This is a genomic window from Acidovorax sp. JG5 (assembly GCF_017939685.1).
Classification (GTDB): domain Bacteria; phylum Pseudomonadota; class Gammaproteobacteria; order Burkholderiales; family Burkholderiaceae_C; genus Acidovorax.
Map to the genome: position 1 here is coordinate 344,828 of NZ_JAGKSE010000004.1, position 21,599 is coordinate 366,426.

The 21,599-nt window shown below is 62.1% G+C and carries 20 protein-coding genes and 2 tRNA genes; 10 read left to right on the plus strand and 12 right to left on the minus strand.

The genetic code is table 11. The features are described 5' to 3' along the window. The first annotated feature begins 176 nt into the window (after positions 1-176). The 4 genes from J8G26_RS07510 to J8G26_RS07525 all read left to right on the plus strand — a co-directional run bounded on the left by J8G26_RS07510 (position 177) and on the right by J8G26_RS07525 (position 4,563). A complete protein-coding gene (locus J8G26_RS07510) occupies positions 177-866 on the plus strand; it encodes a DUF3334 family protein (protein WP_210568457.1) in 690 nt (229 codons plus the stop codon). Between the two features lie 100 nt (positions 867-966). Next, positions 967-1,054: transfer RNA gene (locus J8G26_RS07515), tRNA-Ser, on the plus strand. 285 nt (positions 1,055-1,339) lie between these two features. Next, positions 1,340-3,691: an EAL domain-containing protein gene (locus tag J8G26_RS19335; RefSeq protein WP_246881273.1), complete on the plus strand. Its 2,352-nt coding sequence runs from the start codon at positions 1,340-1,342 to the stop codon at positions 3,689-3,691. Then, positions 3,688-4,563: a phosphate/phosphite/phosphonate ABC transporter substrate-binding protein gene (locus tag J8G26_RS07525; protein ID WP_210568458.1), complete on the plus strand. Its 876-nt coding sequence runs from the start codon at positions 3,688-3,690 to the stop codon at positions 4,561-4,563. The genes J8G26_RS19335 and J8G26_RS07525 overlap by 4 nt, the downstream gene beginning before the upstream one ends. A 34-nt stretch (positions 4,564-4,597) precedes the next feature. Here the strand turns inward: J8G26_RS07525 and arsB are convergent, their stop codons facing one another. The 5 genes from arsB to J8G26_RS07550 all read right to left on the minus strand — a co-directional run bounded on the left by arsB (position 4,598) and on the right by J8G26_RS07550 (position 9,068). Further along, positions 4,598-5,623: an ACR3 family arsenite efflux transporter gene (gene arsB / locus J8G26_RS07530; protein WP_210568459.1), complete on the minus strand. Its 1,026-nt coding sequence runs from the start codon at positions 5,621-5,623 to the stop codon at positions 4,598-4,600. Positions 5,624-5,693: 70 nt separating this feature from the next. Continuing rightward, entirely contained in the window at positions 5,694-6,194 is a 501-nt protein-coding gene (locus J8G26_RS07535) for an arsenate reductase ArsC (RefSeq protein WP_210568460.1), read from the minus strand. 150 nt (positions 6,195-6,344) lie between these two features. Beyond that, a complete protein-coding gene (gene arsJ, locus J8G26_RS07540; protein ID WP_210568461.1) occupies positions 6,345-7,589 on the minus strand; it encodes an organoarsenical effux MFS transporter ArsJ in 1,245 nt (414 codons plus the stop codon). Position 7,590: 1 nt separating this feature from the next. Beyond that, positions 7,591-8,634: an ArsJ-associated glyceraldehyde-3-phosphate dehydrogenase gene (locus J8G26_RS07545; RefSeq protein WP_210568462.1), complete on the minus strand. Its 1,044-nt coding sequence runs from the start codon at positions 8,632-8,634 to the stop codon at positions 7,591-7,593. A 110-nt stretch (positions 8,635-8,744) separates the two neighbouring features. Continuing rightward, complete coding sequence (locus J8G26_RS07550) at positions 8,745-9,068, minus strand: metalloregulator ArsR/SmtB family transcription factor (RefSeq protein ID WP_087744073.1); 324 nt, start codon at positions 9,066-9,068, stop codon at positions 8,745-8,747. Between the two features lie 92 nt (positions 9,069-9,160). Between J8G26_RS07550 and arsA the strand changes: the two genes are divergently transcribed. Together arsA and J8G26_RS07560 are read left to right on the plus strand one after the other, a co-directional pair. Further along, positions 9,161-10,921 carry an arsenical pump-driving ATPase gene (gene arsA / locus J8G26_RS07555; RefSeq protein ID WP_210568463.1) on the plus strand — a complete coding sequence of 587 codons (1,761 nt, stop codon included), beginning with the start codon at positions 9,161-9,163 and terminating at the stop codon, positions 10,919-10,921. A gap of 216 nt (positions 10,922-11,137) precedes the next feature. Continuing rightward, complete coding sequence (locus tag J8G26_RS07560; protein WP_232476480.1) at positions 11,138-11,488, plus strand: I78 family peptidase inhibitor; 351 nt, start codon at positions 11,138-11,140, stop codon at positions 11,486-11,488. Between the two features lie 148 nt (positions 11,489-11,636). On the opposite strand, the gene hemW is transcribed toward J8G26_RS07560, so the two are convergent. From hemW to J8G26_RS07585, 5 genes are all read right to left on the minus strand, one after another. Then, positions 11,637-12,887 carry a radical SAM family heme chaperone HemW gene (gene hemW / locus J8G26_RS07565; protein ID WP_087744067.1) on the minus strand — a complete coding sequence of 417 codons (1,251 nt, stop codon included), beginning with the start codon at positions 12,885-12,887 and terminating at the stop codon, positions 11,637-11,639. Between the two features lie 7 nt (positions 12,888-12,894). Continuing rightward, positions 12,895-13,494: an RdgB/HAM1 family non-canonical purine NTP pyrophosphatase gene (gene rdgB / locus J8G26_RS07570; protein WP_210568464.1), complete on the minus strand. Its 600-nt coding sequence runs from the start codon at positions 13,492-13,494 to the stop codon at positions 12,895-12,897. 45 nt (positions 13,495-13,539) lie between these two features. Then, positions 13,540-14,268 carry a ribonuclease PH gene (rph, locus tag J8G26_RS07575; RefSeq protein WP_210568465.1) on the minus strand — a complete coding sequence of 243 codons (729 nt, stop codon included), beginning with the start codon at positions 14,266-14,268 and terminating at the stop codon, positions 13,540-13,542. A 110-nt stretch (positions 14,269-14,378) separates the two neighbouring features. Next, entirely contained in the window at positions 14,379-15,281 is a 903-nt protein-coding gene (locus tag J8G26_RS07580) for a PP2C family serine/threonine-protein phosphatase (protein WP_210568466.1), read from the minus strand. 82 nt (positions 15,282-15,363) lie between these two features. Continuing rightward, a complete protein-coding gene (locus J8G26_RS07585) occupies positions 15,364-16,380 on the minus strand; it encodes a serine/threonine-protein kinase (protein WP_210568467.1) in 1,017 nt (338 codons plus the stop codon). 76 nt (positions 16,381-16,456) lie between these two features. Between J8G26_RS07585 and J8G26_RS07590 the strand changes: the two genes are divergently transcribed. The 4 genes from J8G26_RS07590 (at position 16,457) to J8G26_RS07605 (ending at position 20,626) form a co-directional block, all read left to right on the plus strand. Next, positions 16,457-17,374, plus strand: a complete 918-nt coding sequence (locus J8G26_RS07590) for a YicC/YloC family endoribonuclease (RefSeq protein WP_210568468.1) — start codon at positions 16,457-16,459, stop codon at positions 17,372-17,374. A gap of 36 nt (positions 17,375-17,410) precedes the next feature. Beyond that, entirely contained in the window at positions 17,411-18,031 is a 621-nt protein-coding gene (gene gmk, locus J8G26_RS07595) for a guanylate kinase (RefSeq protein ID WP_087744056.1), read from the plus strand. Between the two features lie 16 nt (positions 18,032-18,047). Continuing rightward, complete coding sequence (gene rpoZ / locus J8G26_RS07600; protein WP_005794722.1) at positions 18,048-18,251, plus strand: DNA-directed RNA polymerase subunit omega; 204 nt, start codon at positions 18,048-18,050, stop codon at positions 18,249-18,251. A gap of 95 nt (positions 18,252-18,346) precedes the next feature. After that, on the plus strand, positions 18,347-20,626 hold the full coding sequence (locus J8G26_RS07605; RefSeq protein WP_087744054.1) for a bifunctional (p)ppGpp synthetase/guanosine-3',5'-bis(diphosphate) 3'-pyrophosphohydrolase: 2,280 nt from the start codon (positions 18,347-18,349) through the stop codon (positions 20,624-20,626). 25 nt (positions 20,627-20,651) lie between these two features. On the opposite strand, the gene greB is transcribed toward J8G26_RS07605, so the two are convergent. Next, on the minus strand, positions 20,652-21,224 hold the full coding sequence (gene greB, locus J8G26_RS07610; protein ID WP_210568469.1) for a transcription elongation factor GreB: 573 nt from the start codon (positions 21,222-21,224) through the stop codon (positions 20,652-20,654). Positions 21,225-21,303: 79 nt separating this feature from the next. Then, positions 21,304-21,380 (minus strand) — tRNA-Arg (locus J8G26_RS07615). Positions 21,381-21,599 lie beyond the last annotated feature (219 nt).

Genomic DNA, 21,599 nt, shown 5'->3' on the forward strand with positions numbered 1-21,599 from the left:
CGCTAACAGCTATACAATTAATAGCAAATACCAGCCATAATCAGTCACGCATCGGTTGACATCACCCTGGCCAGGCGCCAGCCCAGGGCCAGCACGCATATCGTTGGTGCCCCAAGCCATTCGTCACCTATGCTGTGCACACCCGTCATCTTCCAAAGCCCCCCACATTTCGCACCATGAGCACCCCAGAAACCTCCGTCGTTTACGGCACCGAAGATCTGCTGATCAGCCTGTGCAACTCGGTCACCCGCGTGCTGAACGTGGCCACTCAGGGCCAGATCCACTATTCCGGCATGGTGCAGCGCATCAGCAAGACCTGCCTCAAACCCGACATTGGCTGCTTTGTGCTGTTCGACGGCGGCTTCTCGGGCCTGGTGATCATCAACTTCTCGGCACCAGCCGCCATGGAGCTGTACCAGAGCTATCTGCTCAACATGGGCATGTCGAAAGACGACCTGGTCACGTCCTACACCTCGGACGAGGTGAGCAACGTGATGGGTGAACTCATGAACCAGGTGGTGGGCGACTTCACCGGCAAGGTGCGGCGCGAGCTGCAAACCCACATCACCCAGAACCAGCCCAAGATGCTGGTGCTGAACAAGCAGGTGATGCTGAGCGTGGACGCCAACCTGGACAAGCCCGAGGCCCGGCGCGTGACCTTTTACACCGGCAACAACAACATCTTCTATCTGGAGCTGGCCATCGACCGCACCGAATTCATCAAGCTGTATGACTTCGAGCCGCAGGAAACCCCCGATCCCGACGCACTGATGGCGCAGACCCGCGCAGACGCAGATGCAGCAGTGCCCCGGCCCCCCACGCCCTCCAGCGACACCGACGAACTGCTCAAGTCACTGGGCATGTGAGGCAACAGGGCCCGACGCACATGGGCTGCCTTTGTCCGTGCCAAAGGCAGGCAACAAAAATCAGTGCAGGCGGGCAGCTAGAATACGCGGCTTACAACCCGGAGACTTGGGTGAGTGGTTTAAACCAGCAGTCTTGAAAACTGCCGACGGGCAACCGTCCGTGAGTTCGAATCTCACAGTCTCCGCCAGATCCAGGTATTCATGCGATTTGCAGGCGATCATCGAGCCCTCTCCCATGGAACCCGCCACAAGCTGAACAGGCTGAGGCAAGCGCAGAAAAGCCCCAGCAATGGGGCTTTGTTGTTTCTGGTCTTTGGCATGCTCTGTATGCGCAGCGCGAATGCACGAGCGACGCATCCCCCGGCCGTCGAACACCAGTGCGTGGCGCGGAAAATGACAAGCCCGGATTTGACATGCATTCGTCACAAATTTGTCGCACGATCAGCAGTTGACCTTACAGATCGCCCCCTCGCTTGATCCCCAACACCTTTCGCTCCGTCATCGCAAAGCGGCTCAGTGGCCCCGTCGGCAGCTCTCAGCGATTGCAGTGGATCAGCATTGCGGCTTTGGTGATCGTGCTGGCCTTGATGTGGCTATTGACCTGGCAGCGCTTGAGGGCCGAGGCGGCGCTGCTGGAGAAGAATGCCGAGCTTCAACAACGCAGTCTGGCGGCCATCATTGCGGAAAATCTGGCCCAGGTGGTGGATCGCAGCCGATTGATGGCGGTTACCGTGGACCATTCCGCAGACGAAGATCAATCGAGCGCATCCGCTCGATTGACGTCGATGCTGGCGTCAGACCGCATTTTTCTCAGGCTTGCACTCTATGACAGCGCGCTGAATCGGCAAAGCTCATCGTCTCCGTTTGCAGATGGCCCGGAAATCAAGGCATTCCTGCAGCGGGTGGGTAATTCCACCGATGACCTTCTGGCAACAGACGCGGATGTTCAGGTGGGCCCGCTGCTCAAAGAAAACGCATGGCAAGTTCCGCTCCTGGTATCGGCTCCCAATGGGCACCCCCCGCAATCGGGCTACCTGCTTGCCATGCTGGACCTTGGTTATTTTCTGCAGCTTTACCGCAACATCGATATGGGCACCACGGGGTCCATCCATATCCTGGGGCTGGATGGCGTTGAGATCGCCGAGGCGCGCCCAGAAGGGCTGTCGTTAAGCCAGCAGCCCCGCCGCCTGCCGCAGTTCGCTCCGGCGAATTCATCCGAGGGCCTGTGGAGAGGCGTCCTGCCCGGGCACGAGGGTGAGCAATTGGCACGCTTTCAGCGGGTAGAGCGTGCGCCCTTCATCGTTGCAGTCAGTCGCGGAATGCAGGAGATTCACAGCAACGGCAGCAGTCTGCGCGTATGGGGCATCCTGGGCTCTCTCAGCTTCATCTTGGCTGCCGCTGCTTGGGGGCTGGTGCGCAGCACGCGCCGCCAGCAGACGTTGCTGGAAGCGCTGCACGCATCTGATGAGGAAAAGCGTGAGTTGATCGTGCACCTGGAGAGCGAGACGACTCGGGCAATGACACTGGCATCCTTCGACCACTTGACTGGATTGCACAACCGGCGGATGTTCAATGAAATCGCCGCCAGCCATCTGGAAGGGGCCCGGCGCAGCCGCAAGCACTACATGCTGATGTATCTGGATCTGGATCGGTTCAAGCTCATCAATGACACCCTGGGTCACCATGTGGGCGACAAGCTGCTGCGCGCCATGAGTGAGCGCCTTCGAAGCAATGTGCGCAGTTCCGATGTAGTCGGCCGCATGGGCGGCGATGAATTCGCTGTGCTGATAACGTCCCTTGATCGGCCAGAGGACATGGACGCACTGGCTTCCAAGCTGGTAGCGCAACTGAGCCTTCCGTATCTCGATATCGATGGTCATGAGATCAAGGCCAGTCCGAGTGTCGGCATTGCATCGTTCCCGCGTGATGGCCACGACGTGACCACGCTGTGCCGGCATGCGGATGCAGCGATGTACGAGTCCAAGCGCATGGGGCGGGGGCGCTTCACCTACTACAACGCCAGCCAGAATCCAACGAACGATCGAATCCTTCAACTGGAGCGGCAACTTCCCATCGCGATCGATAAAGACGAACTGGTGCTTCACTTTCAACCCAAAGTGGATTTGGCCGACTATCGCATCACAGGCCTGGAGGCTCTGGTGCGATGGCAGCACCCAGACCATGGACTGGTATATCCCGGCGATTTCATTGCATCGGCTGAAAAGTCCGGGCTGATCGTTCAGCTTGGCGATTGGGTCATGAAGGCGTGCTGCATTCAGCAAGCCCAATGGAAAGCCCAGGGCATACCGCGGGTGCCTTTGGCGTTCAATGTGTCGCCAAGGCAGTTGCGTGACGGCAGCCTGGCAACAAAGATTGCGCAGTTGTTGCAAGACCATGATTTAAGCCCCGGCGATCTGGAAATAGAGATTACCGAGAACTGTCTGGTCGAGCCAGTTGACCAGGCCGTCAAGGTCCTTGAAGACCTTCGCAAGCTGGGCATACGCATCGGTCTGGATGACTTTGGCAGCGGTTTTTCCAGCCTGAGCCAGATACGTGACCTGCCCATCAGCACGGTCAAGATTGATCGGTCATTCATCAACGACATTCGCAGCCACAAGGACGTTGGCGTGATCGTCACTTCGATCATTACGCTTGCGCACGGGTTGCAGATGCGCGTTGTCGCCGAGGGCGTTGAACTGATGGATCAACTGGTGCAACTGAAAATGGCTGGATGCGACGAGGTCCAGGGCTACTTCCTCAGCAGGCCGGTGCACAGCGCCGAGGCCGAGAAACTCTTGGTACAAGCAACTATCGTCCCGACATGAGCCACTTATTCTTTTTCATCGTTTTTGTGGCTGCAATTTTGGTGCCCTTACGGGCGTCCGCGTCGGATGCCGCCTGTGATGACCCCCACGTCCTGCGCGTTGCCTTGATCCCCAAGGGCAACAACCAAAAGCAGTTGCAAGAATTCAGCCCCATCCAAATGGAACTGGAGAAGGCACTACAGCGCCGTGTGGCGCTTGTGCCATCGCCCTCTTATGCGGCCGTCATGGAAGGGCTGCTGAACGAAAGCATTGATCTGGCCGAGCTGGGCCCCGCTGCCTATGCCATGCTGATGGACCGCAACGCAGCCGTGACACCGTTTGCCGCCACCTCTGGCCGTGGCCCGGCCGGCGCCAACATGCTTGCGACGTACCGTTCCATTTTGATTGTGCGATCCAACCGGGGGATTGCCGGAATCAATGACCTGCGCGACCGGTCCCTGAGCCTGACCGACCCGGCAAGCACCTCCGGCAACCTGGTGCCAAGACAGTTCGTGAAGAAAAAGACGGGCCAGAGCATCGACAACTACTTCAGCCGCATCTCGTTTGCCGGCTCGCATGACCGCTCCATTGATGCGGTTCAAAAAGGCCTGGTGGATGCGGGGTTTGTGTCCACCGCACGCTTTGAAGAGGCCCTGAAAATGGGGCGCATTGCCCCCGGCGAACTGGCGGTTCTTTGGCAATCGGAGCCCATACCATACGACCCATTCGTCTTGCGCAATCGCCTGTGCAAAACGGTCGTGGAGAAAGTTCACCGCGTGTTTTTCAACGCCGCGCCCTTGCGGGCCATGCTGGAATCCAGGGGCGCCGAGCAATTTGTGCCGGTCACCAACGCGGACTATCAGGTGATCAGGGATCTTTTTTCGGAGCGCTGAAACCCCACGGGCAACGGCTCACCGGCTCACCAGCTCATGCACGCGGGGCGTGCACATGCGGCCGCCATGCATTGACGATCGCCACCAGCGAGAGCATCACGGGCACCTCGACCAGCACGCCGACCACCGTGGCCAGGGCGGCGCCAGAGTTCAGCCCAAAAAGCGAAATCGCCACCGCCACCGCCAGCTCAAAGAAGTTGGATGTGCCGATAAGGCAGGCGGGGCCCGCCACATCGTGGGGCAGCTTGAGCAGCTTGGCGCCCCACCAGCTGATGAAAAAGATGCCATAGGTCTGCAACACCAGCGGAATGGCAATCAGGCCGATCACCGCGGGTTGCTCGACGATGGTGCCCGCCTGAAAGCCGAACAACAACACCACCGTGGCAATGAGGCCCACGATGGACCAGGGCTTGAGCCGCGCCACGAACGCGCCGACCGCCTGCGGCGAGCGCCGGGCCAGCTGGTGGCGGGTCGCCATGCCAGCGGCCAGGGGCAGCACCACATACAGCACGGTGGACAACACCAGGGTCTCCCAGGGCACGGTGACGTTGGTCACGCCCAGCAAGAAGGCGGCGATGGGAGCAAAGGCCACCACCATCACCAGATCGTTCACCGAGACCTGGACCAGCGTGTAGTTCGCGTCGCCTTTGACGAGCTGGCTCCACACAAACACCATGGCGGTGCAAGGCGCAACGCCCAGCAAAATCATGCCGGCGATGTACTCGCTGGCCGATTGCGGGTCCACCCAGGGGGCAAAGAGGTATTGGAAGAACAGCACACCCAGCGCAGCCATGGTGAACGGCTTGATCAGCCAATTGACGGTCAGCGTCAGCAGCAGCCCTTGCGGCTTCTTGCCCACGTCCTTGATGGCGGCCCAGTCGATCTGGATCATCATCGGATAAATCATCACCCAGATGAACACCGCCACCACGAGATTGACCTGCGCAATCTCCAGGCCGGCAACGGCCTGAAAAAGCCCCGGAAAAACCAGCCCCAGCCCCACACCGGCAGCAATGCCCAGCGCAACCCAGATCGTCAAATACCGCTCAAACAGCCCCATGGTGGTTCCCCTCGCTCAATGAAAAGGGCCTGGACCATCGCATGTCCAGGCCCGTCTGCATGTGGATTTTTCAGTCGTTGGTTTGTCCAATCTGGACCAGCTCTTTGTGCAGCGCCAGTTTGTCGAGCTTTTCCAGCGGCAGGCTCAGAAAGAGCGCAATGCGGCGGTTCAACACGATGAAAGCGTCTTTGAGCGCGTTGTTCACGGCTTCTTCATCGCCCTCGACCGCTGCCGGGTCAGGCACACCCCAGTGCGCCGACATCGGCTGGCCCGGCCAGACGGGGCACACCTCGCCCGCCGCCTGATCGCATACCGTGAGCACGTAGTCCATCACCGGTGCGTCGGGCGCCGCGAACTCCTCCCAGTTCTTGCTGCGCAAGCCCTGCGTCGAAAAACGATTCCGCTCCAGCAGATCGAGCGCACGCGGGTTGACCACGCCCGCGGGGTGGCTGCCGGCGCTGAAGGCACGGAATCTGCCAGCGCCGTTCTGGTTCAGGATGGCTTCGGCCAGAATGCTGCGCGCGGAGTTGTGCGTGCAGATGAAGAGCACGTTGTAGATGCGATGGGACATGTGAATACCTGCTTTCGGCACCAAGGGTTGAGGGAATGGGAGAGTGAATAATTTGCGGCGCTGCGCCAGCCCGGCGGCGCAGCAGTGGGGTTTTGCAGAGTGTGGAGCGCCATGGTTACTTGCGCGTTACGTGGTGCCCGTGCGCAGCCCTCAAGCCGCTGCGGCTGTTTTTTTGTCCTTTGTCACCGGCAATGTGAGCGTGACCAGCCAGCAGACCACCAGCATCACGGCAGAGCCGATGAGCGCATACAGCAACCCGCCCCACTGGTACAGCAGGCCCGACAGCAGCGTGCCGCCAAAGCGCCCCAGGGCGTTGGCGGCGTAATAAAAGCCCACGTCTTCGGCGGCTTTTTCCGAGCCGGCGTAGGCGAGGATCAAGTACGAGTGAACGGACGAATTGACGGCAAACGCAAAGCCAAACAGCCCCAGGCCGCCGACCACCACCCATTGCAGGTGCGGCACCTGCAGGGCCACTGCCACGGCGATGGCAACGGGAACCACCGCCAGCAGGGCCGACCACCGCCGCGCGGCAGGCACCTCGGTGCTCAGGCCGTCGGTGCTGCGTTTGACCAGCTGCGGCGCCATGGCCTGCACCAGGCCATAGCCGATAGTCCAGGCGGCCAGAAAACCGCCCACCATGGTGAACGTCCAGCCCTGCGAATACAAAAACACCGGCACGCCCACCACAAACCAGACATCGCGCGCGCCAAACAGCACCACGCGGGCGGCGGCCAGGGCGTTGATGCCGGCATTTTTGGCAAACAGCTCCTTGGCCGATTGGGAGGCCTTGCTCTTGCCCATCATCCGGGGCAGCGAAGTGACCACCCCCACCAGCACCAGCGCCAGCAGCGCCGCCATGGCCCACAGCGCGTGCTGAAAACCCAGCGCCTGCAGCAGCAGCCCGCCCAAAAAGAAGCCCACGCCCTTCATGGCGTTCTTGCTGCCGGTGAACCAGGCCACCCATTGGAAAAGCTGGCCCGCGCCCTGCTCTTTGGCTTGTGCCGAGGTGACCTTGATGGCCGATTTGCTGGCGGTCTTGGTCAAATCCTTGGCCACGCCGCAGATGCCCTGCGCCAGCACCACCCAGGCCACCGACAGGGCCACCGACCAATCGGGGTTGAGCTGCGACAGCAGGGTAAAGCCGATGATTTGCGTCACCAGCCCCACCGTCAGCATGCGCGTGATGCCGTAGCGCGTGGCCAGCCAGCCGCCAATCAGGTTGGCCAGCACGCCCGCCGCTTCATAAAGCAAAAACAGAAACGCCAGCGTGAACGGCGAGTACCCCAGGCGATAAAAATGCAGCAGCACCAGCATGCGCAGCGCGCCATCGGTGAGGGTGAAGCCCCAATACGCCGCGGTGACGATGGCGTAGTTGCGCGTGGCGTGGCTTTGCATGTCAGATGCCCACTTCCTGCATGTGGCAGGCCAGATCGACCATGCGGCAGGCATAGCCCATTTCGTTGTCGTACCAGGCGTACACCTTGAGCAGCGTGCCGTCGGTGACCATGGTCGAGAGCGCATCGACGATGGAGCTGCGCGTGTCGCGGGCGTAGTCGGCGCTCACCAGCGGCAGCGTTTCGTAGCCCAGAATACCCGACAGGTACGAGCTAGCGGCCTGCTCGAACAGCGCGTTCACCTCTTCCACCGTGGTCGGGCGCTGCAGCTCGAACACGCAATCGGTGAGCGACGCGTTCAGCACCGGGGCGCGCACCGCATGGCCGTTGAGCTTGCCCTTGAGTTCGGGGTAAATCAGCGCAATGGCGGTGGCGCTGCCGGTGGATGTGGGCGCCAGGCTCTCCATGGCGCTGCGGGCGCGGCGCAGGTCTTTGTGCGGCGCGTCCACCACCACGTTGGTGTTGGTCGGGTTGTGGATGGTGGTGATCTGCCCGTGGCGGATGCCGATGTGCTCATGCACCACCTTCACCACCGGCGCCAGGCAGTTGGTGGTGCACGACGCTGCCGTGACGATGCGGTTTGTGGCCGGGTCGTACAGCGGGTGGTTCACGCCCACCACGATATTGAGCACGTCGCCCACCTTCACCGGCGCGGCCACGATGACGCGCTTGGCACCGCGATCCAGGTGGCCCTGGATGGTCTCGGGCGTCAAAAACTTGCCGGTGCATTCCAGCACCACGTCCACGCCCAGGTCGCCCCACGGGATTTCTGCCGCCGTGGCATGCGCGCTGAACGAGAGCCGCTGCTGGCCGATATGGATGGCGTTGTCGCCCTCCGCCTGGATGCGCTCGCGCCACTTGCCTTGCACGGTGTCAAAAGCCAGCAGGTGGGCGGTGGCCGCGGCGCCACCCTTGATTTCGTTGAGGTGCACCACCTCCAGGCGATTGCCGGCGCGGGGGTCGTCTTGCGGGCGCTCGGCAGCGCCCATGGCCGCGCGCAGCGCCAGGCGGCCGATGCGGCCCATTCCGTTGATGCCCACTTTCATGATACGGCCCTCTTATTCAATTCTATATTCATTGAAATATTGCATTATTTAATGGCGAATGAATGACAAATGGCTGATGTGCCCACGCACAAGCGCATGCCACTCCTGCGTCAGCAACCGCAGGACGTTGCCTGGGGCGCCAGGCACTCAGCACCCTGGCAACAGTTTTCGGTCAAAAAGCCCAGCAAGTCGTTCATGGTGGTGATGGAGGCGCGGTAAATCAGGTTGCGGCCCTGGCGCTCCTGGCTGACCAGGTTCGCATGGGTCAGCTCTTTGAGATGAAACGACAGGGTGTTGGGCGCCACATCCAGTTGTTCCGCCAGCGCGCTGGGCGTCAGCCCCTGGTTGCCCGCCACCACCAGCGCACGAAACACCCGCAGGCGCATTTCCTGGGCCAGAGCGGCGAGCGAACGGACAGCGTCGGTTTCATTCATGCAAGAACTATACAACGATTATTGAAATATTGTAAAGTGCAATCCATCGGTGCATAGCCAGTAGCGCGCGCCCCGGCCCACCCAGGAATCACATGCCCGCACCCATCCACCTTCTCGACCAGCCCACCAAATACCTGTTCTTCACGGGCAAGGGTGGCGTGGGCAAGACCTCGGTTTCCACTGCGGTGTCGATCGCGCTGGCAGACGCGGGCAAAAAGGTGCTGCTGGTCAGCACGGACGCCGCCTCCAACCTCGATGAAATGCTGGGCATCGAACTGCGCAACCAGCCCGTGGCGGTGCCCGGCGTGCCGCGCCTGCAGGTGCTCAACATCGACCCCGATGCCGCTGCAGCGGATTACCGCGCACGCGTGGTTCAGCAGATGGGGCCACAGGCCAGCGACCAGGACATTGCCACGGTGCGCGAGCAACTGTCGGGCGCCTGCACCACCGAAATCGCCACCTTTGACGAATTCTCCAACCTGCTGTCGCAGGGCGGTGCCGCCTATGACCATGTCGTTTTCGACACGGCCCCCACCGGCCATACGCTCCGGCTGCTGAGCCTGCCCAAGGCCTGGAGCGGCTTCCTGGAAGGCAACAACCGCGGTGCGTCCTGCCTGGGGCCGCACTCGGGCCTGAAGATGCAGGAACAGCTTTTCAACGCAGCCCTGGCAGCACTCAATGACGCCACGCAAACCACCGTGGTGCTGGTGGCCCGGCCCGACAAAGGCGCGCTCGATGAGGCGGCCCGCACCTCGGATGAACTGCGCGCGCTGGGCCTGACCCACCAGCGCTTGGTGGTGAATGCCGTGTTCCATCGCACCCATGCGGACGACCCGATCGCCGCGGCCATCGAAGCACTGGGGCGCAAGGCGCTCGACGAACTGCCAGCCGCGCTGCGGCCGCTGGTGGCCGACCACATTCCACTGCGGGCGGTGGACTCGGTGGGTTTGCCCGCACTGCGCGGGCTGCTGGCCGCCGAGCCCCCATGCACCACGGGCGCAGCCACCCCCGCAGCGCCCGCCATGGAGCACCACAAGCTGTCCGAGCTGGTGGCCGAGCTGGCCCAGGGCGAACGCGGCCTGATCATGGTCATGGGCAAAGGCGGGGTCGGCAAGACCACCATGGCCGCCGCCATTGCGCTGGGTCTGGTCCGCCACGGCAAATCGGTGCACCTGACGACGACCGACCCGGCTGCGCACCTGACCGTCACACTCAACGCCGAGGTGCCAGGGCTCAGCGTGGACCGCATCGACCCCCAGGCCGAAACGCAGAAATACGTGGACAAGATCGTGGCCTCCCGCGCGGCCACGCTGACCGAGGACGAAAAAGCCCTGCTCATTGAAGACCTGCGCTCGCCCTGCACCGAAGAAGTGGCCGTCTTTCACGCCTTCTCGCATGTGGTGGCGCAAGCCCGAAGTTCGTTTGTGGTGCTGGACACCGCGCCCACCGGGCATTCGTTGTTGCTGATGGATGCCACTGGCGCCTACCACCGCCAGATGGTGCGGGAATTCGAGGGCAAGGCGGCGGGGCGCATCGTGACGCCGCTGATGCGGTTGCAAGATGCGGACTACACCAAAATCATTCTGGTCACACTGCCGGAAGCCACCCCGGTTTCGCAGGCCGCCGCGCTACAGGACGACTTGCGCCGGGCCCAGATCGAACCCTTCGCCTGGGTCGTCAACAAATCGCTGCTGGCCACCGGCACGGCCGACCCCCTGCTGCAAACCCGCCTGCACAGCGAGCTGCAGCAGATGCAGCGGGTGGCCGCGCACACCCGCCACGCTGTGCTGGTGGTGCCGTGGACGGCGCAGCCACCCATTGGCCCCGACGCACTCGGCAAGCTGCTGGAATGACTGCACGGTTGGCCATTGCAGCCCTCTGACGATGGCCCGCCGAGCCGCACTGCTGGCACAGGCGCGCACGACAGATCCAGCCCAGTGAAGGTTGATGCGCCAAATGGCCGGATCACCAAGCGATACGGTTACCTGTCGTGACAGCCAGGAGGGCTGGCGCACGATAAGGTGTCCTACAACCGGCAACCCCCGCCACCGATCCCCCAGGAGAAAACCATGCAGATGACCCGACCGCATACCCTCACCGCCAACCTGACCACCTGCCTGTGCGCTGCCTTGCTAGCCGGCTGCGCCGGCTTGCCGGGGGGAACAGGCGGTGCGGGCGGTGCGGCGCCGCCCTCGGTGGGCCCGGGGCCACGCGGCGGCGTGTGCAATGCGGCGCCCGCCCAGGGGGTGATCGGCAAGCAAGGCACCCCGTCGGTGATCGAGCAAGCCCGGGTGGCATCGGGCGCGGCCATGGCACGCCTGCTGCACCCCCGCCAGGCGGTGACGCTGGAGTTCAACACCGAACGACTGAACCTGGTGGTGGATGGCAATGGGCGCATCACGGCGGTGCGCTGCGGCTGAACGAAGCCCCACCGCTGCCGGCAAAACAGCGTGGGGCGCTGCCTATTTGCTCATATTTACATAGCACATAGCGCTTTATCCATAAGCGCTAGAGCCCGATTTAATGCAAACTCATCGCACCAGCTGCGCCCGTGTGGGCGCCGCGCTGTCAGTCGGCCAGAAACAGCGCCTGCAGATCGTTCAAAAAGTCGAACCCGCGCTCGGTCGGGCGCACATGGGCCATGTCGCGGGTGATCAGGCCCTTGCGCTCGGCCTCGTCCAGCGCCTTGGCAATGGCGGTCAACGGCAGGCCCGTGCGCTCGACAAAATCCTGCAGCGCAAAACCCTCGCGCAGGCGCAGCGCATTGAGCATGAATTCGAACGGCAGGTCGGCGCGGCGCACGTCTTCATCTTGCGCCACGGCGTGGCCCGCCAGCGCGTTGTCCATGTACAGGCGGGGGTCGCGAAACCGCGTCTGGCGCACCACGCGGTGGGCAAAACTGAGTTTGCTGTGCGCGCCCGCGCCCAGCCCCAGGTAGTCGCCAAACTGCCAGTAGTTGGTGTTGTGAAAACACGCATGGCCCGGCCGGGCGTAGGCCGATATTTCATAGCGCGCCAGCCCCGCCTGCGCCGTCATCTCGGTGATGCGGTCGAGCATGGCGTAGGCATCGTCGTCCGGCGGGATGGCGGGCGGAAACTTGGCGAAATAGGTGTTGGGCTCGATGGTGAGGTGGTAGATGGAGATGTGGGGCGGCGCCAGTGCCAGCGCCGTGGCCATGTCCTGCTCCAGCTCTGGCAGCGTCTGGCCGGGCAGCGCGTACATGATGTCCAGGTTGAAGGTGTCGAAGGCGCTGGCCGCCTCCTGCACAGCGGCCAGCGCCTGCGCGCGGTCGTGCACCCGGCCCAGCGCCTGCAAGTGCCGGTCATTGAAACTTTGCACGCCCACCGACAGCCGCGTGACACCGGCCGCGCGGAAGGCGCGGAAGCGGTCTTTCTCAAAGGTGCCGGGGTTGGCCTCCAGCGTGATCTCGCAATCGGCGGCCAGCGGCAGGCGCGCGCGGATGTCGCCAATCAACCGATCGATGGACTGCGGCGAAAACAGGCTGGGCGTGCCGCCGCCGATGAAGATGCTGTGCACGCTGCGGCCCCACACCAGGGGCAGCGCCGCCTCCAGGTCGGCCACCAGGGCATCGAGGTAGCGGGCTTCGGGCAAGCCACCGGCGCCGCCAGCGTCACGCCATTCATGCGAGTTGAAGTCGCAATACGGGCATTTTTTCAGGCACCAGGGCAGGTGCACATACAGCGCCAGGGGCGGCAGGCTGGTGAGCTGCAGCAGCCCCGGGCGCATGTAGTGCTGGATGTCGCGCTGCGGTGCGGGTGCAGCCTCGGCAGCAGGAATGATGGGGATGGAAACTGCCATGGTGAATTCAGAACCAGCGCTCGCGCATCAGCGCCAGCATCTGCTGCGCCGCGCGTCCGCGGTGGCTGTGGGCGTTCTTGACGTCGGGGGGCAACTCGGCAAAGGTCTGGCCGAATTCGGGGATGAACATCACGGGGTCGAAGCCAAAGCCATTGCTGCCGCGCGGCGCGCGGGTGATTTCGCCCACCACGCGGCCCACGGCAATCAGGGGCTCGGGGTCTTGCGGGCTGCGCACGGCGACCAGGGTGCTGACCATGGCGGCACGGCGGTTGTCCTGGCCCTGCATTTGCTCCAGCAAGGCGCGCACGTTGGTGTCATCGCCTTTTTCGTAGCCGAACTGGGTGGCGTAGTAGGCCGTGTCCACGCCCGGCAGGCCGCCAAAAGCGTCCACGCACAGGCCGGCGTCGTCGGCCAGCGCGGGCAGGCCCGTGTGCTGCGCGGCAAAACGCGCCTTGGCCAGGGCGTTTTCGACGAAGGTGCGGTGCGGCTCTTCGGCCTCGCCCACGCCCAGGTCGGCCTGGCGCACCAGCTCGATGCCCAGGGGCGCGAGCATGGACTGCAGTTCGGCGAGTTTGCCGCGGTTGTTGGATGCGAGAACCAGTTTCATAGTCAAATTGGCTTGTAGCGCTTATGTATAAAGCGCAAGCAGCTATTATTTTAATAGTGAATGTTGCTGCAGGCGCACCAGCTCGGCGATGCCCTTGTCGGCCAGCGCCAGCAGCTGGTCCATCTCGGCGCGGGTGAAGGCCACGCCCTCTGCCGTGCCCTGCACTTCCACAAAATGGCCGGCGCCCGTCATGACCACATTCATGTCGGTGTCGCAGCCCACGTCTTCCACATATTCCAGATCCAGCAGCGGCGTGCCCTGCACGATGCCCACCGAAATGGCGGCCACCGGCCCCAGGATGGGTGTCGCGGTGATCTTGCCGCTGGCCAGCAGCTGGCCCACCGCATCCTGCGCCGCCACCCAGGCACCGGTGATGGCGGCGGTGCGCGTGCCCCCGTCGGCCTGGATCACATCGCAGTCGAGCTGGATCGTGCGCTCGCCCAGCAGCTGGAGGTCAAACACCGCCCGCAGCGATCGGCCGATGAGGCGCTGTATCTCTTGGGTGCGGCCGCTTTGCTTGCCCTTGGCCGCCTCGCGGTCGCTGCGCCGGTGCGTGGCGCGGGGCAGCATGCCGTATTCGGCGGTAACCCAGCCCTCGCCGGTGCCGCGCTGGTGCGGGGGCACTTTTTCCTCGACCGACGCGGTGCACAGCACCTTGGTATTGCCAAACTCGATCAGCACCGAGCCCTCGGCGTGCATGGTGTAGTGGCGGGTGATGCGCACGGGGCGCAGCTGGTCGGCGGCGCGGCCGCCCGTTCGGGTAAAGGAGGTCATGTGGATCAAAGGTAAGAAGGCAATGGACCCGGTGGGCAGCAGGTGGTTCCCAAAGCCGGGGACCGGGGCGCGGTCAGACGCACGGGCTTGGTCGGCGCGGGCGCGGGGGGTCAGGCCTTGCGCGCAGCCGAGCGGCGGATGGCTTCGTTGATCTCGGCAATCGAACGCTCGATGGCCTCGTCATCCAGATCGTCCACCAGCCCATCCAGGGGCCCCGCCTGGATGGTCGAGGCAAAAACATCGTCGCTGATGCTGTCGGTCGAAACCCCTTGCGTGGACTCGAAGGCGTCGGGGGTTTCCCATTCGAGCGCCACCACCGTGACGTTGTCGCTGCCATCGCCTGCCTTGCGCAAGGCGGCCTCCACCAGATCAGGCACCACGTTCGACACCGTCTGCCGGCCCAGCTGAGAGGCAATTTCTTCATCGCTGAGCGCGCCCCACAGGCCGTCCGAGCACAGCAAAATGCGATCGCCCTGCTCCAGGTGCACGGGCCCGGTGCTGTCGTAAATGGGTTTTGTGGGCGAGCCCAGGCAGGTGAACAGCACGTTGCGGTTGATGCGGTCCAGCCCGAGCGGCGGCGCATTGCGCAGTTCAAGGTAGGAATGGTCGCGCGTGCGGGTCAGCAGCTCGCCACCACGCACCATATACAGGCGCGAGTCGCCGCAGTGGATCCACGACGCAGCGCCCGCCTGCACCACGACAGCCACCAGCGTGGTGCGCGGCGTGTCAAGCATGCCTTTGCCCGAGGCATAGCGCAGGATCTGGTGGTGGGCCGCCAGCAGGGCCGACGACAGGAACTCCTGCACATTTTCGAGCTGCGGCTTGGCCTGGCGCTGGAACAGGGCCGAGATGGTTTGCAGCGCGATCTGCGCGGCCACTTCGCCCTCAGGGTGCCCGCCCATGCCGTCCGCCAGCACAAACAACCCCGATTCGCGCGTGTAGCAGTAACCCATGCGGTCTTCGTTTTTCTCGCGCCCGCCGCGGCGGCTGATCTGGAATACCGAAAACTTCATAGGGACTCACGCAAACAAGGATGCGCCAAGGCATCGGAAATGACCATGCCGCTCGCCAGAACCCGCTTTGCGCAAGTCGTGCTCATTTGGGCTTGGCCCCGATGCCCGTGGCTTCACCCATTTTTTGCACATTTTTCTTGGTGTCGGACACCAGGGTGTCAAGCTGCAGCCGCATCTTCTCGGCCACCGACAGCTTGGTGTAGCGGCGCTCGCCCTCGCGGCTGAGCTCTTTTTGCAGCGCAAACACCGACTGCGGGCGCGACAGCGGATCAAGCGCCATGCACCACTCCACCACCTCGATGAGGTTGTCCGAGTACACGCCGCGCAGCTTGGTCAGCGCCAGCGACAGGCGGTCTTTCTCGATGCGCTGGGGCGCCTCGTTGGGCGGAAAGCCCTGCATGCAGGCGTAGATGCAGGCGCCAATGGCATAAATATCGGTCCACGGGCCCATGGACGAATCGCGCCGGTACATCTCGGGCGCGGCAAAGCCGGGGGTGTACATGGGGCGGATGAAGTTGCCCTCTTTGGACAGCACCTCACGCGCCGCGCCAAAATCGATCATCACGGCCTTGTTGTCGTCGGTGATGAAGATGTTGGCCGGCTTGATATCGAGATGCAGCATCTTGTGCTGGTGCACGATGCGCAGACCGCGCAGCACCTCGTCAAACAGCGAGCGGATGGTGGATTCGCGAAACACCTTTTGCGCCTTCAGGTCGCGCGCCGTGATGATGAAGTCCTGCAGGGTGGCGCCCTCCAGGTAGTTCATCACCATGTAGACGGTTTCGTTCTCGCGGAAAAAATTGAGCACGCTCACCACCGAGGCGTGCGAGATCTGCGCCAGCGAACGGCCTTCCTCAAAAAAGCTCTTGAGCCCCAAGCGGTACAGCGACAGCTTTTCGGGTGGAACCTTGGGCAACAACTCCCCCGGGGCCCGGGTGGCCAGGGAAGTGGGCAGATATTCCTTGATGGCGATCTGCTGGCCCTCGGCGTCAAGCGCCAGATAGACCACACCAAACCCGCCGGAAGACAATCGGCGCACCACACGGTAGCCCCCAATAACGGTATCGGGCGGCAATGGCGCCGGCTTGATTTTTGACATATTTTGCGAAGATGACCCGGGTGTAGAGCGGAACCCGGATAATCACCGGATCGCAAGCAACCATCAAAAAAGTCCAATGCCAGTTTACAGCATGACCGGATACGCCAGCGCACAGCACGGCGCCTCTGCCACTGGCGCTGACACCGACACCCGCCCCCCTGCCGCCCGCCGGCTGGGGCTCGAAATCCGCTCGGTCAACAGCCGCTTTCTGGATCTATCGTTCCGCCTTCCCGACGAGCTGCGCGCCCTCGAACCCGTCTTGCGCAGCCTGCTGACCTCGCAACTCAAGCGCGGCAAGGTCGAAGTGCGTGCCGCGCTCGAAAACGACGACGGCAACAGCCTCCAGGATCCGGCGCCCCGCCTGCTGCAACGCATCAATTCGCTGCAGGACGCCGTGAAAGCCTGGCTGCCCCAGGCCGCCCCCCTCACGGTCGCCGATGCGCTGCGCCTGTGCGCCAACGCCAGCGCCGGCCCCGAGGACTGGAGCGATGCCGTACCGCCCCTGGCAGAGCAGGCGCTCGCACAGTTGATGGCGGCGCGTGCCCGCGAAGGCGAGCGTCTGGCCGCCATGCTGCACGACCGGCTCGGTCAGCTGCGCAGCCTGGCGCAACAGGCGGGCCCCATGGTGCCCTTGCTGGTTGAACAGCAACGCCAGCGCTTCATGGAGCGCTGGAAAGAGGCCATGGCCCTGACCGACGGCTCCACCCTGCCAGAGGCCGCACGCGACCGCGCACTCACCGAGGCAACGGCCTTTGCCATCCGCATCGATGTGGCAGAAGAAATCACCCGCCTGAACTCGCACCTGGACGAGATCGAGCGCTTGCTCCAAAAAGGCGGCGAAGTGGGCAAACGTCTCGATTTCCTGATCCAGGAACTGCACCGCGAAGCCAACACACTGGGCTCCAAATCGGCGGCCCTGGACCTCACGCGCATCAGCGTCGACATGAAGGTGTTGATCGAGCAGATGCGTGAGCAAGTACAAAATATCGAGTAACACTCATTTTTTGATAGCACCCAGCGAACATCACCCATGGATTACCCTGGAAATCTCTTTGTAGTGGCCGCCCCCAGTGGCGCTGGCAAATCCAGCCTGGTCAAGGCACTTCTCGAACTCGACTCCCACGTTCACCCATCCATCTCGCACACAACGCGCGCGCCGCGTGGCCAGGAAAAGCATGGTCGCGAATATTTTTTCGTGTCAGAGCCGGAATTCGACGCCATGGTGCAAGGCAATACCTTCGTGGAATGGGCCATCGTGCATGGCAACCGCTACGGCACGTCCAAAAAGGCCATCGAAGAACGCATCGCGCAGGGATCGGACGTGATCCTGGAAATCGATTTCCAGGGGGCACTCCAGATCAAGAAAGCCTTTGCCAACGCCATCCTCGTCTTCATCCTGCCCCCCAGCTGGGAAGAACTGCGCTCGCGCCTGGAGCGCCGAGGCGAAGACTCGGCGGATGTCATCGAAGTCCGCCTCAAGAACGCCGCCATCGAGATGGCCCAGGTGGGCAAATTCGACTTCGTTATAATCAACGAGTTGTTTGAGCGCGCGCTTTTCGACCTGAAAGCCGTAGTTCACGCCCAGCGACTCAAGTACGCCGCCCAGCGCCGCGCCCGTGCTGACACCTTCCAGTCGCTCAATATCACCTGATTCCCGGAGAAACCCGATGGCACGCATCACCGTAGAAGATTGCCTGGAAAAGATTCCTAACCGATTCCAACTCGTGCTGGCCGCCACCTACCGCGCCCGCATGCTGAGCCAGGGCCATGCCCCGCGCATCGAGAGCCGCAATAAGCCTGCCGTAACCGCCCTGCGCGAAATCGCCGAAGGCAAGGTTGGCCTGGAGATGCTCAAGAAGGTTCCCGGTTGATCTTTTCGACTGGCACCTTGGACAAATGGCACCGCACAGCGGTGCTTTTTTTTGCGCCTTGGGCTTCTCGCGCACGACCGCGCTACATTTAGGCTATGAACGCGGTGCTTAATTCCTATTCTGCGACGCAGATTCGACCCGGTGACAGCCCCGCTTCGGGTACGGTCAGTGCGTCAGCGGCAGCCGCCAATGCAGCGGCGGCCAGCTTTGCCGCGCTGACAGACAGCCTCGATTACCTGGATCCAGCCAGCATTGAACTGGTACGGCAGGCCTACCGCTTCGCCGACGAGGCGCATCTAGGTCAGCTGCGCAACAGCGGTGAGCCCTACATCACCCACCCGATTGCGGTCGCTGCGCTGTGTGCCAGCTGGAAACTGGACGCCCAGGCATTGATGGCAGCACTGCTGCACGACGCCATGGAAGACTGCGGCGTGACCAAGGCCGACCTGATCGACCGCTTTGGTGCCCCGGTGGCCGAGCTCGTGGACGGGCTCACCAAGCTCGACAAGCTTCAGTTCAATACGCGCGAGGAAAACCAGGCCGAGTCTTTTCGCAAGATGCTGCTGGCGATGGCGCGCGACGTTCGTGTGATTCTCATCAAGCTGGCAGATCGCACGCACAACATGCGCACGCTGTCGGACATGCCGCGCAGCAAATGGGGCCGGATTTCTTCTGAAACGCTGGAGATTTACGCACCGATCGCCCACCGCCTAGGCTTGAACCAGACGTATCGCGAACTGCAGGATCTCTCCTTCCGGCATTTGCATCCGTGGCGCTACCACACGCTCTCCAAGGCCATCAACAAGTCGCGCAACCGGCGCCGTGATCTGGTGCAGAAGGTGCAGGCAGAAGTAGATGCGGCGTTCTCGCGCATTGGCATGCCGGTGCGCCTTGCCGGACGCGAAAAAACGCTGTACGCCATCTACCAGAAGATGGACATCAAACACCTGAGCTTTGCGCAGGTCACCGATATCTATGGCTTTCGGGTGATTGTTCCCAGCATCACGGACTGCTATACGGCCCTCGGCATCCTGCACCAGATGTACAAGCCGGTACCCGGGAAGTTCAAAGACCACATTGCCATCCCCAAGCTCAATGGCTACCAATCCCTGCACACCACTTTGGTCGGTCCCTCGGGCGTGAACATCGAATTTCAGATGCGTACCGACGAAATGCATGTGATTGCCGAAGCAGGCGTTGCAGCCCACTGGCTCTACAAAGCGCAAGACAGTGAAGGCAACTCGGCCGAGCGCCTAGGCACCAAATGGCTGCAGTCCCTGCTGGACATCCAGAACGAAACCCGGGACGCCGCTGAATTCTGGGACCATGTCAAGGTCGACCTGTTCCCGGACGCGGTATATGTCTTCACACCAAAAAGCCAGATCATGGCCATGCCACGCGGTGCTACCGTGGTCGATTTCGCCTATGCCATCCATAGCAACGTGGGTGACCGCACCACAGCAGGCAAGATCAACAATGAACTGGTGCCTCTGCGCACCGAGCTGAAAAACGGCGACGTGGTGGAAATCATCACCGCCCCTGTCTCCACACCCAATCCGGCATGGCTGGGATTTGTACGCACGGGCCGTGCACGCTCCAAGATTCGCCACTATCTCAAAACACTGGCACAGACAGAGTCGGAAGGACTGGGCGAAAAGCTGCTGACACAGGCGCTGCGTGCAGAGGGTCTGGTCAGCCTCCCGCCCATGGACGCCGAAACCCAGCCCCTGTGGGACAAGCTGCTGCGCTTCACAGGAAACCGCACGCGCAGCGAACTGATGACAGACCTGGGCCTGGGCAAGCGCATCGCCAGCATTGTGGCCAAGCGCCTCATGGTGCTGATGTCCGAGCATGGGCACCGGCCCGATGCGCTGCTCATGACCCGAGAGCGCTATACATCCCACGAATCACTGTCCCAGGGCGCAGTGACACTCGACGGAAGCGAAAACGCCTCAGTCCAATATGCACACTGCTGCCGCCCCGTACCGGGCGACAGCATTGTTGGATATCTGGGCCGTGGAGAAGGTTTGGTGGTTCACAATGCACATTGCAGCGTGGCCAAGCGGCTACAGCACAAAGACAGCGAGCGCTTCATTGCCGTGGACTGGTCGGACGAGCCCTCGCGCATGTTCGAGACCGGGGTAGTGGTTACCGTAAGCAACGGAAAAGGCGTGCTGGCGCGCGTGGCCGCAGAACTGGCCAACTCGGAAGCCGATATCACCCATGTGGACATGGACGATGAGGTGGCACTCGATACCACAGACCTGCGCTTCGTGGTGGCAGTGCGAGACCAAGCTCACCTTGAAACAGCATTGCGCGGCCTACGACGCACTCAAGCTGTGATTCGAGCGTCTCGAATCATTCCCCAGGCCTGAACCAGAACGATGGGCAGTATCACCGTCAGTTCCCGGTCTCTTGCGCTGGTTTACCGGGATAGCAAACAGCCATCACCTCCAGCCGATGCACGCCCCCCGGGGCGGCCAATGTAATTTCATCCCCAACCCTGGACTTCAGGAGCGCGCGCGCGACCGGTGCCATCCAACTCACTTGGCCCTGGTTGCTTTCTGTCTCGTCAATTCCGAGTATGGTGATCGTTCGCTCCACGCTGTCATCTTCCAGGTAAGTGACGGTCGCGCCAAAAAACACCTGATCACTTCCATGGTGGATGGCCGGATCGGCGATCTCTGCGATCTCCAATCGCTTGGTTAGAAACCTGATGCGCCGGTCAATTTCGCGCAAACGCTTCTTGCCATAGAGATAGTCCCCGTTCTCCGATCGGTCTCCATTGCTGGCAGCCCAATGAACGATGTCCACGATCTTGGGACGCTCGGAGTCAATCAAATCGAGGAGCTCTGACCGCAATCGAGCGTAGCCTTGGGGGGTAATGTAGTTTTTTCCACCGACCGGAAGCGCAGGCGATGCCAGCTCGTCATCATCCTCGACATCCATTTCCTTGGTAAAGGCTTTGCTCATGGCTATATCTTGCATGAAAGCTGAAAAGCAATTCACAAATGAAAAAGCCTGCAACTTTTCAGTTGCAGGCTTTCAACATTGGTGCGGCTGGCAGGAATCGAACCCACGACCCCTTGGTTCGTAGCCAAGTACTCTATCCAGCTGAGCTACAGCCGCTAAGCTTTGAATTATAGCATGAAATTTAGAGCAATCTAAAAATCAAACCACTTCTGATAAGTGATTGCATTACCTGCATCATCACCTACCTATCCAAATCATGGGTGCAATTGTAATGCACCCGGAACGCCCCTTGACCCAGATTCATGAAATTCTCGTGAAGAATGCGTGAGGGCAGGCCATGATCGTGCAGACAATCATTGGTAGGGCGTGTTGGAC

What these genes read in the sequence shown, in the direction of transcription:
- J8G26_RS07525 (WP_210568458.1), top strand. Translation starts at nt 3,688, where the DNA reads ATGAGCCACTTATTCTTTTTCATCGTTTTTGTGGCTGCAATTTTGGTG.
- J8G26_RS07590 (WP_210568468.1), top strand. Translation starts at nt 16,457, where the DNA reads ATGCCAGTTTACAGCATGACCGGATACGCCAGCGCACAGCACGGCGCC.
- J8G26_RS07545 (WP_210568462.1), bottom strand. Translation starts at nt 8,634, where the DNA reads ATGAAAGTGGGCATCAACGGAATGGGCCGCATCGGCCGCCTGGCGCTG.
- arsJ (WP_210568461.1), bottom strand. Translation starts at nt 7,589, where the DNA reads ATGCAAAGCCACGCCACGCGCAACTACGCCATCGTCACCGCGGCGTAT.
- J8G26_RS07580 (WP_210568466.1), bottom strand. Translation starts at nt 15,281, where the DNA reads ATGAAGTTTTCGGTATTCCAGATCAGCCGCCGCGGCGGGCGCGAGAAA.
- gmk (WP_087744056.1), top strand. Translation starts at nt 17,411, where the DNA reads ATGGATTACCCTGGAAATCTCTTTGTAGTGGCCGCCCCCAGTGGCGCT.
- hemW (WP_087744067.1), bottom strand. Translation starts at nt 12,887, where the DNA reads ATGGCAGTTTCCATCCCCATCATTCCTGCTGCCGAGGCTGCACCCGCA.
- greB (WP_210568469.1), bottom strand. Translation starts at nt 21,224, where the DNA reads ATGAGCAAAGCCTTTACCAAGGAAATGGATGTCGAGGATGATGACGAG.
- rph (WP_210568465.1), bottom strand. Translation starts at nt 14,268, where the DNA reads ATGACCTCCTTTACCCGAACGGGCGGCCGCGCCGCCGACCAGCTGCGC.
- J8G26_RS07535 (WP_210568460.1), bottom strand. Translation starts at nt 6,194, where the DNA reads ATGTCCCATCGCATCTACAACGTGCTCTTCATCTGCACGCACAACTCC.
- rdgB (WP_210568464.1), bottom strand. Translation starts at nt 13,494, where the DNA reads ATGAAACTGGTTCTCGCATCCAACAACCGCGGCAAACTCGCCGAACTG.
- J8G26_RS07585 (WP_210568467.1), bottom strand. Translation starts at nt 16,380, where the DNA reads ATGTCAAAAATCAAGCCGGCGCCATTGCCGCCCGATACCGTTATTGGG.
- J8G26_RS07510 (WP_210568457.1), top strand. Translation starts at nt 177, where the DNA reads ATGAGCACCCCAGAAACCTCCGTCGTTTACGGCACCGAAGATCTGCTG.
- rpoZ (WP_005794722.1), top strand. Translation starts at nt 18,048, where the DNA reads ATGGCACGCATCACCGTAGAAGATTGCCTGGAAAAGATTCCTAACCGA.
- J8G26_RS07560 (WP_232476480.1), top strand. Translation starts at nt 11,138, where the DNA reads ATGCAGATGACCCGACCGCATACCCTCACCGCCAACCTGACCACCTGC.
- J8G26_RS07550 (WP_087744073.1), bottom strand. Translation starts at nt 9,068, where the DNA reads ATGAATGAAACCGACGCTGTCCGTTCGCTCGCCGCTCTGGCCCAGGAA.
- J8G26_RS07605 (WP_087744054.1), top strand. Translation starts at nt 18,347, where the DNA reads ATGAACGCGGTGCTTAATTCCTATTCTGCGACGCAGATTCGACCCGGT.
- arsA (WP_210568463.1), top strand. Translation starts at nt 9,161, where the DNA reads ATGCCCGCACCCATCCACCTTCTCGACCAGCCCACCAAATACCTGTTC.
- arsB (WP_210568459.1), bottom strand. Translation starts at nt 5,623, where the DNA reads ATGGGGCTGTTTGAGCGGTATTTGACGATCTGGGTTGCGCTGGGCATT.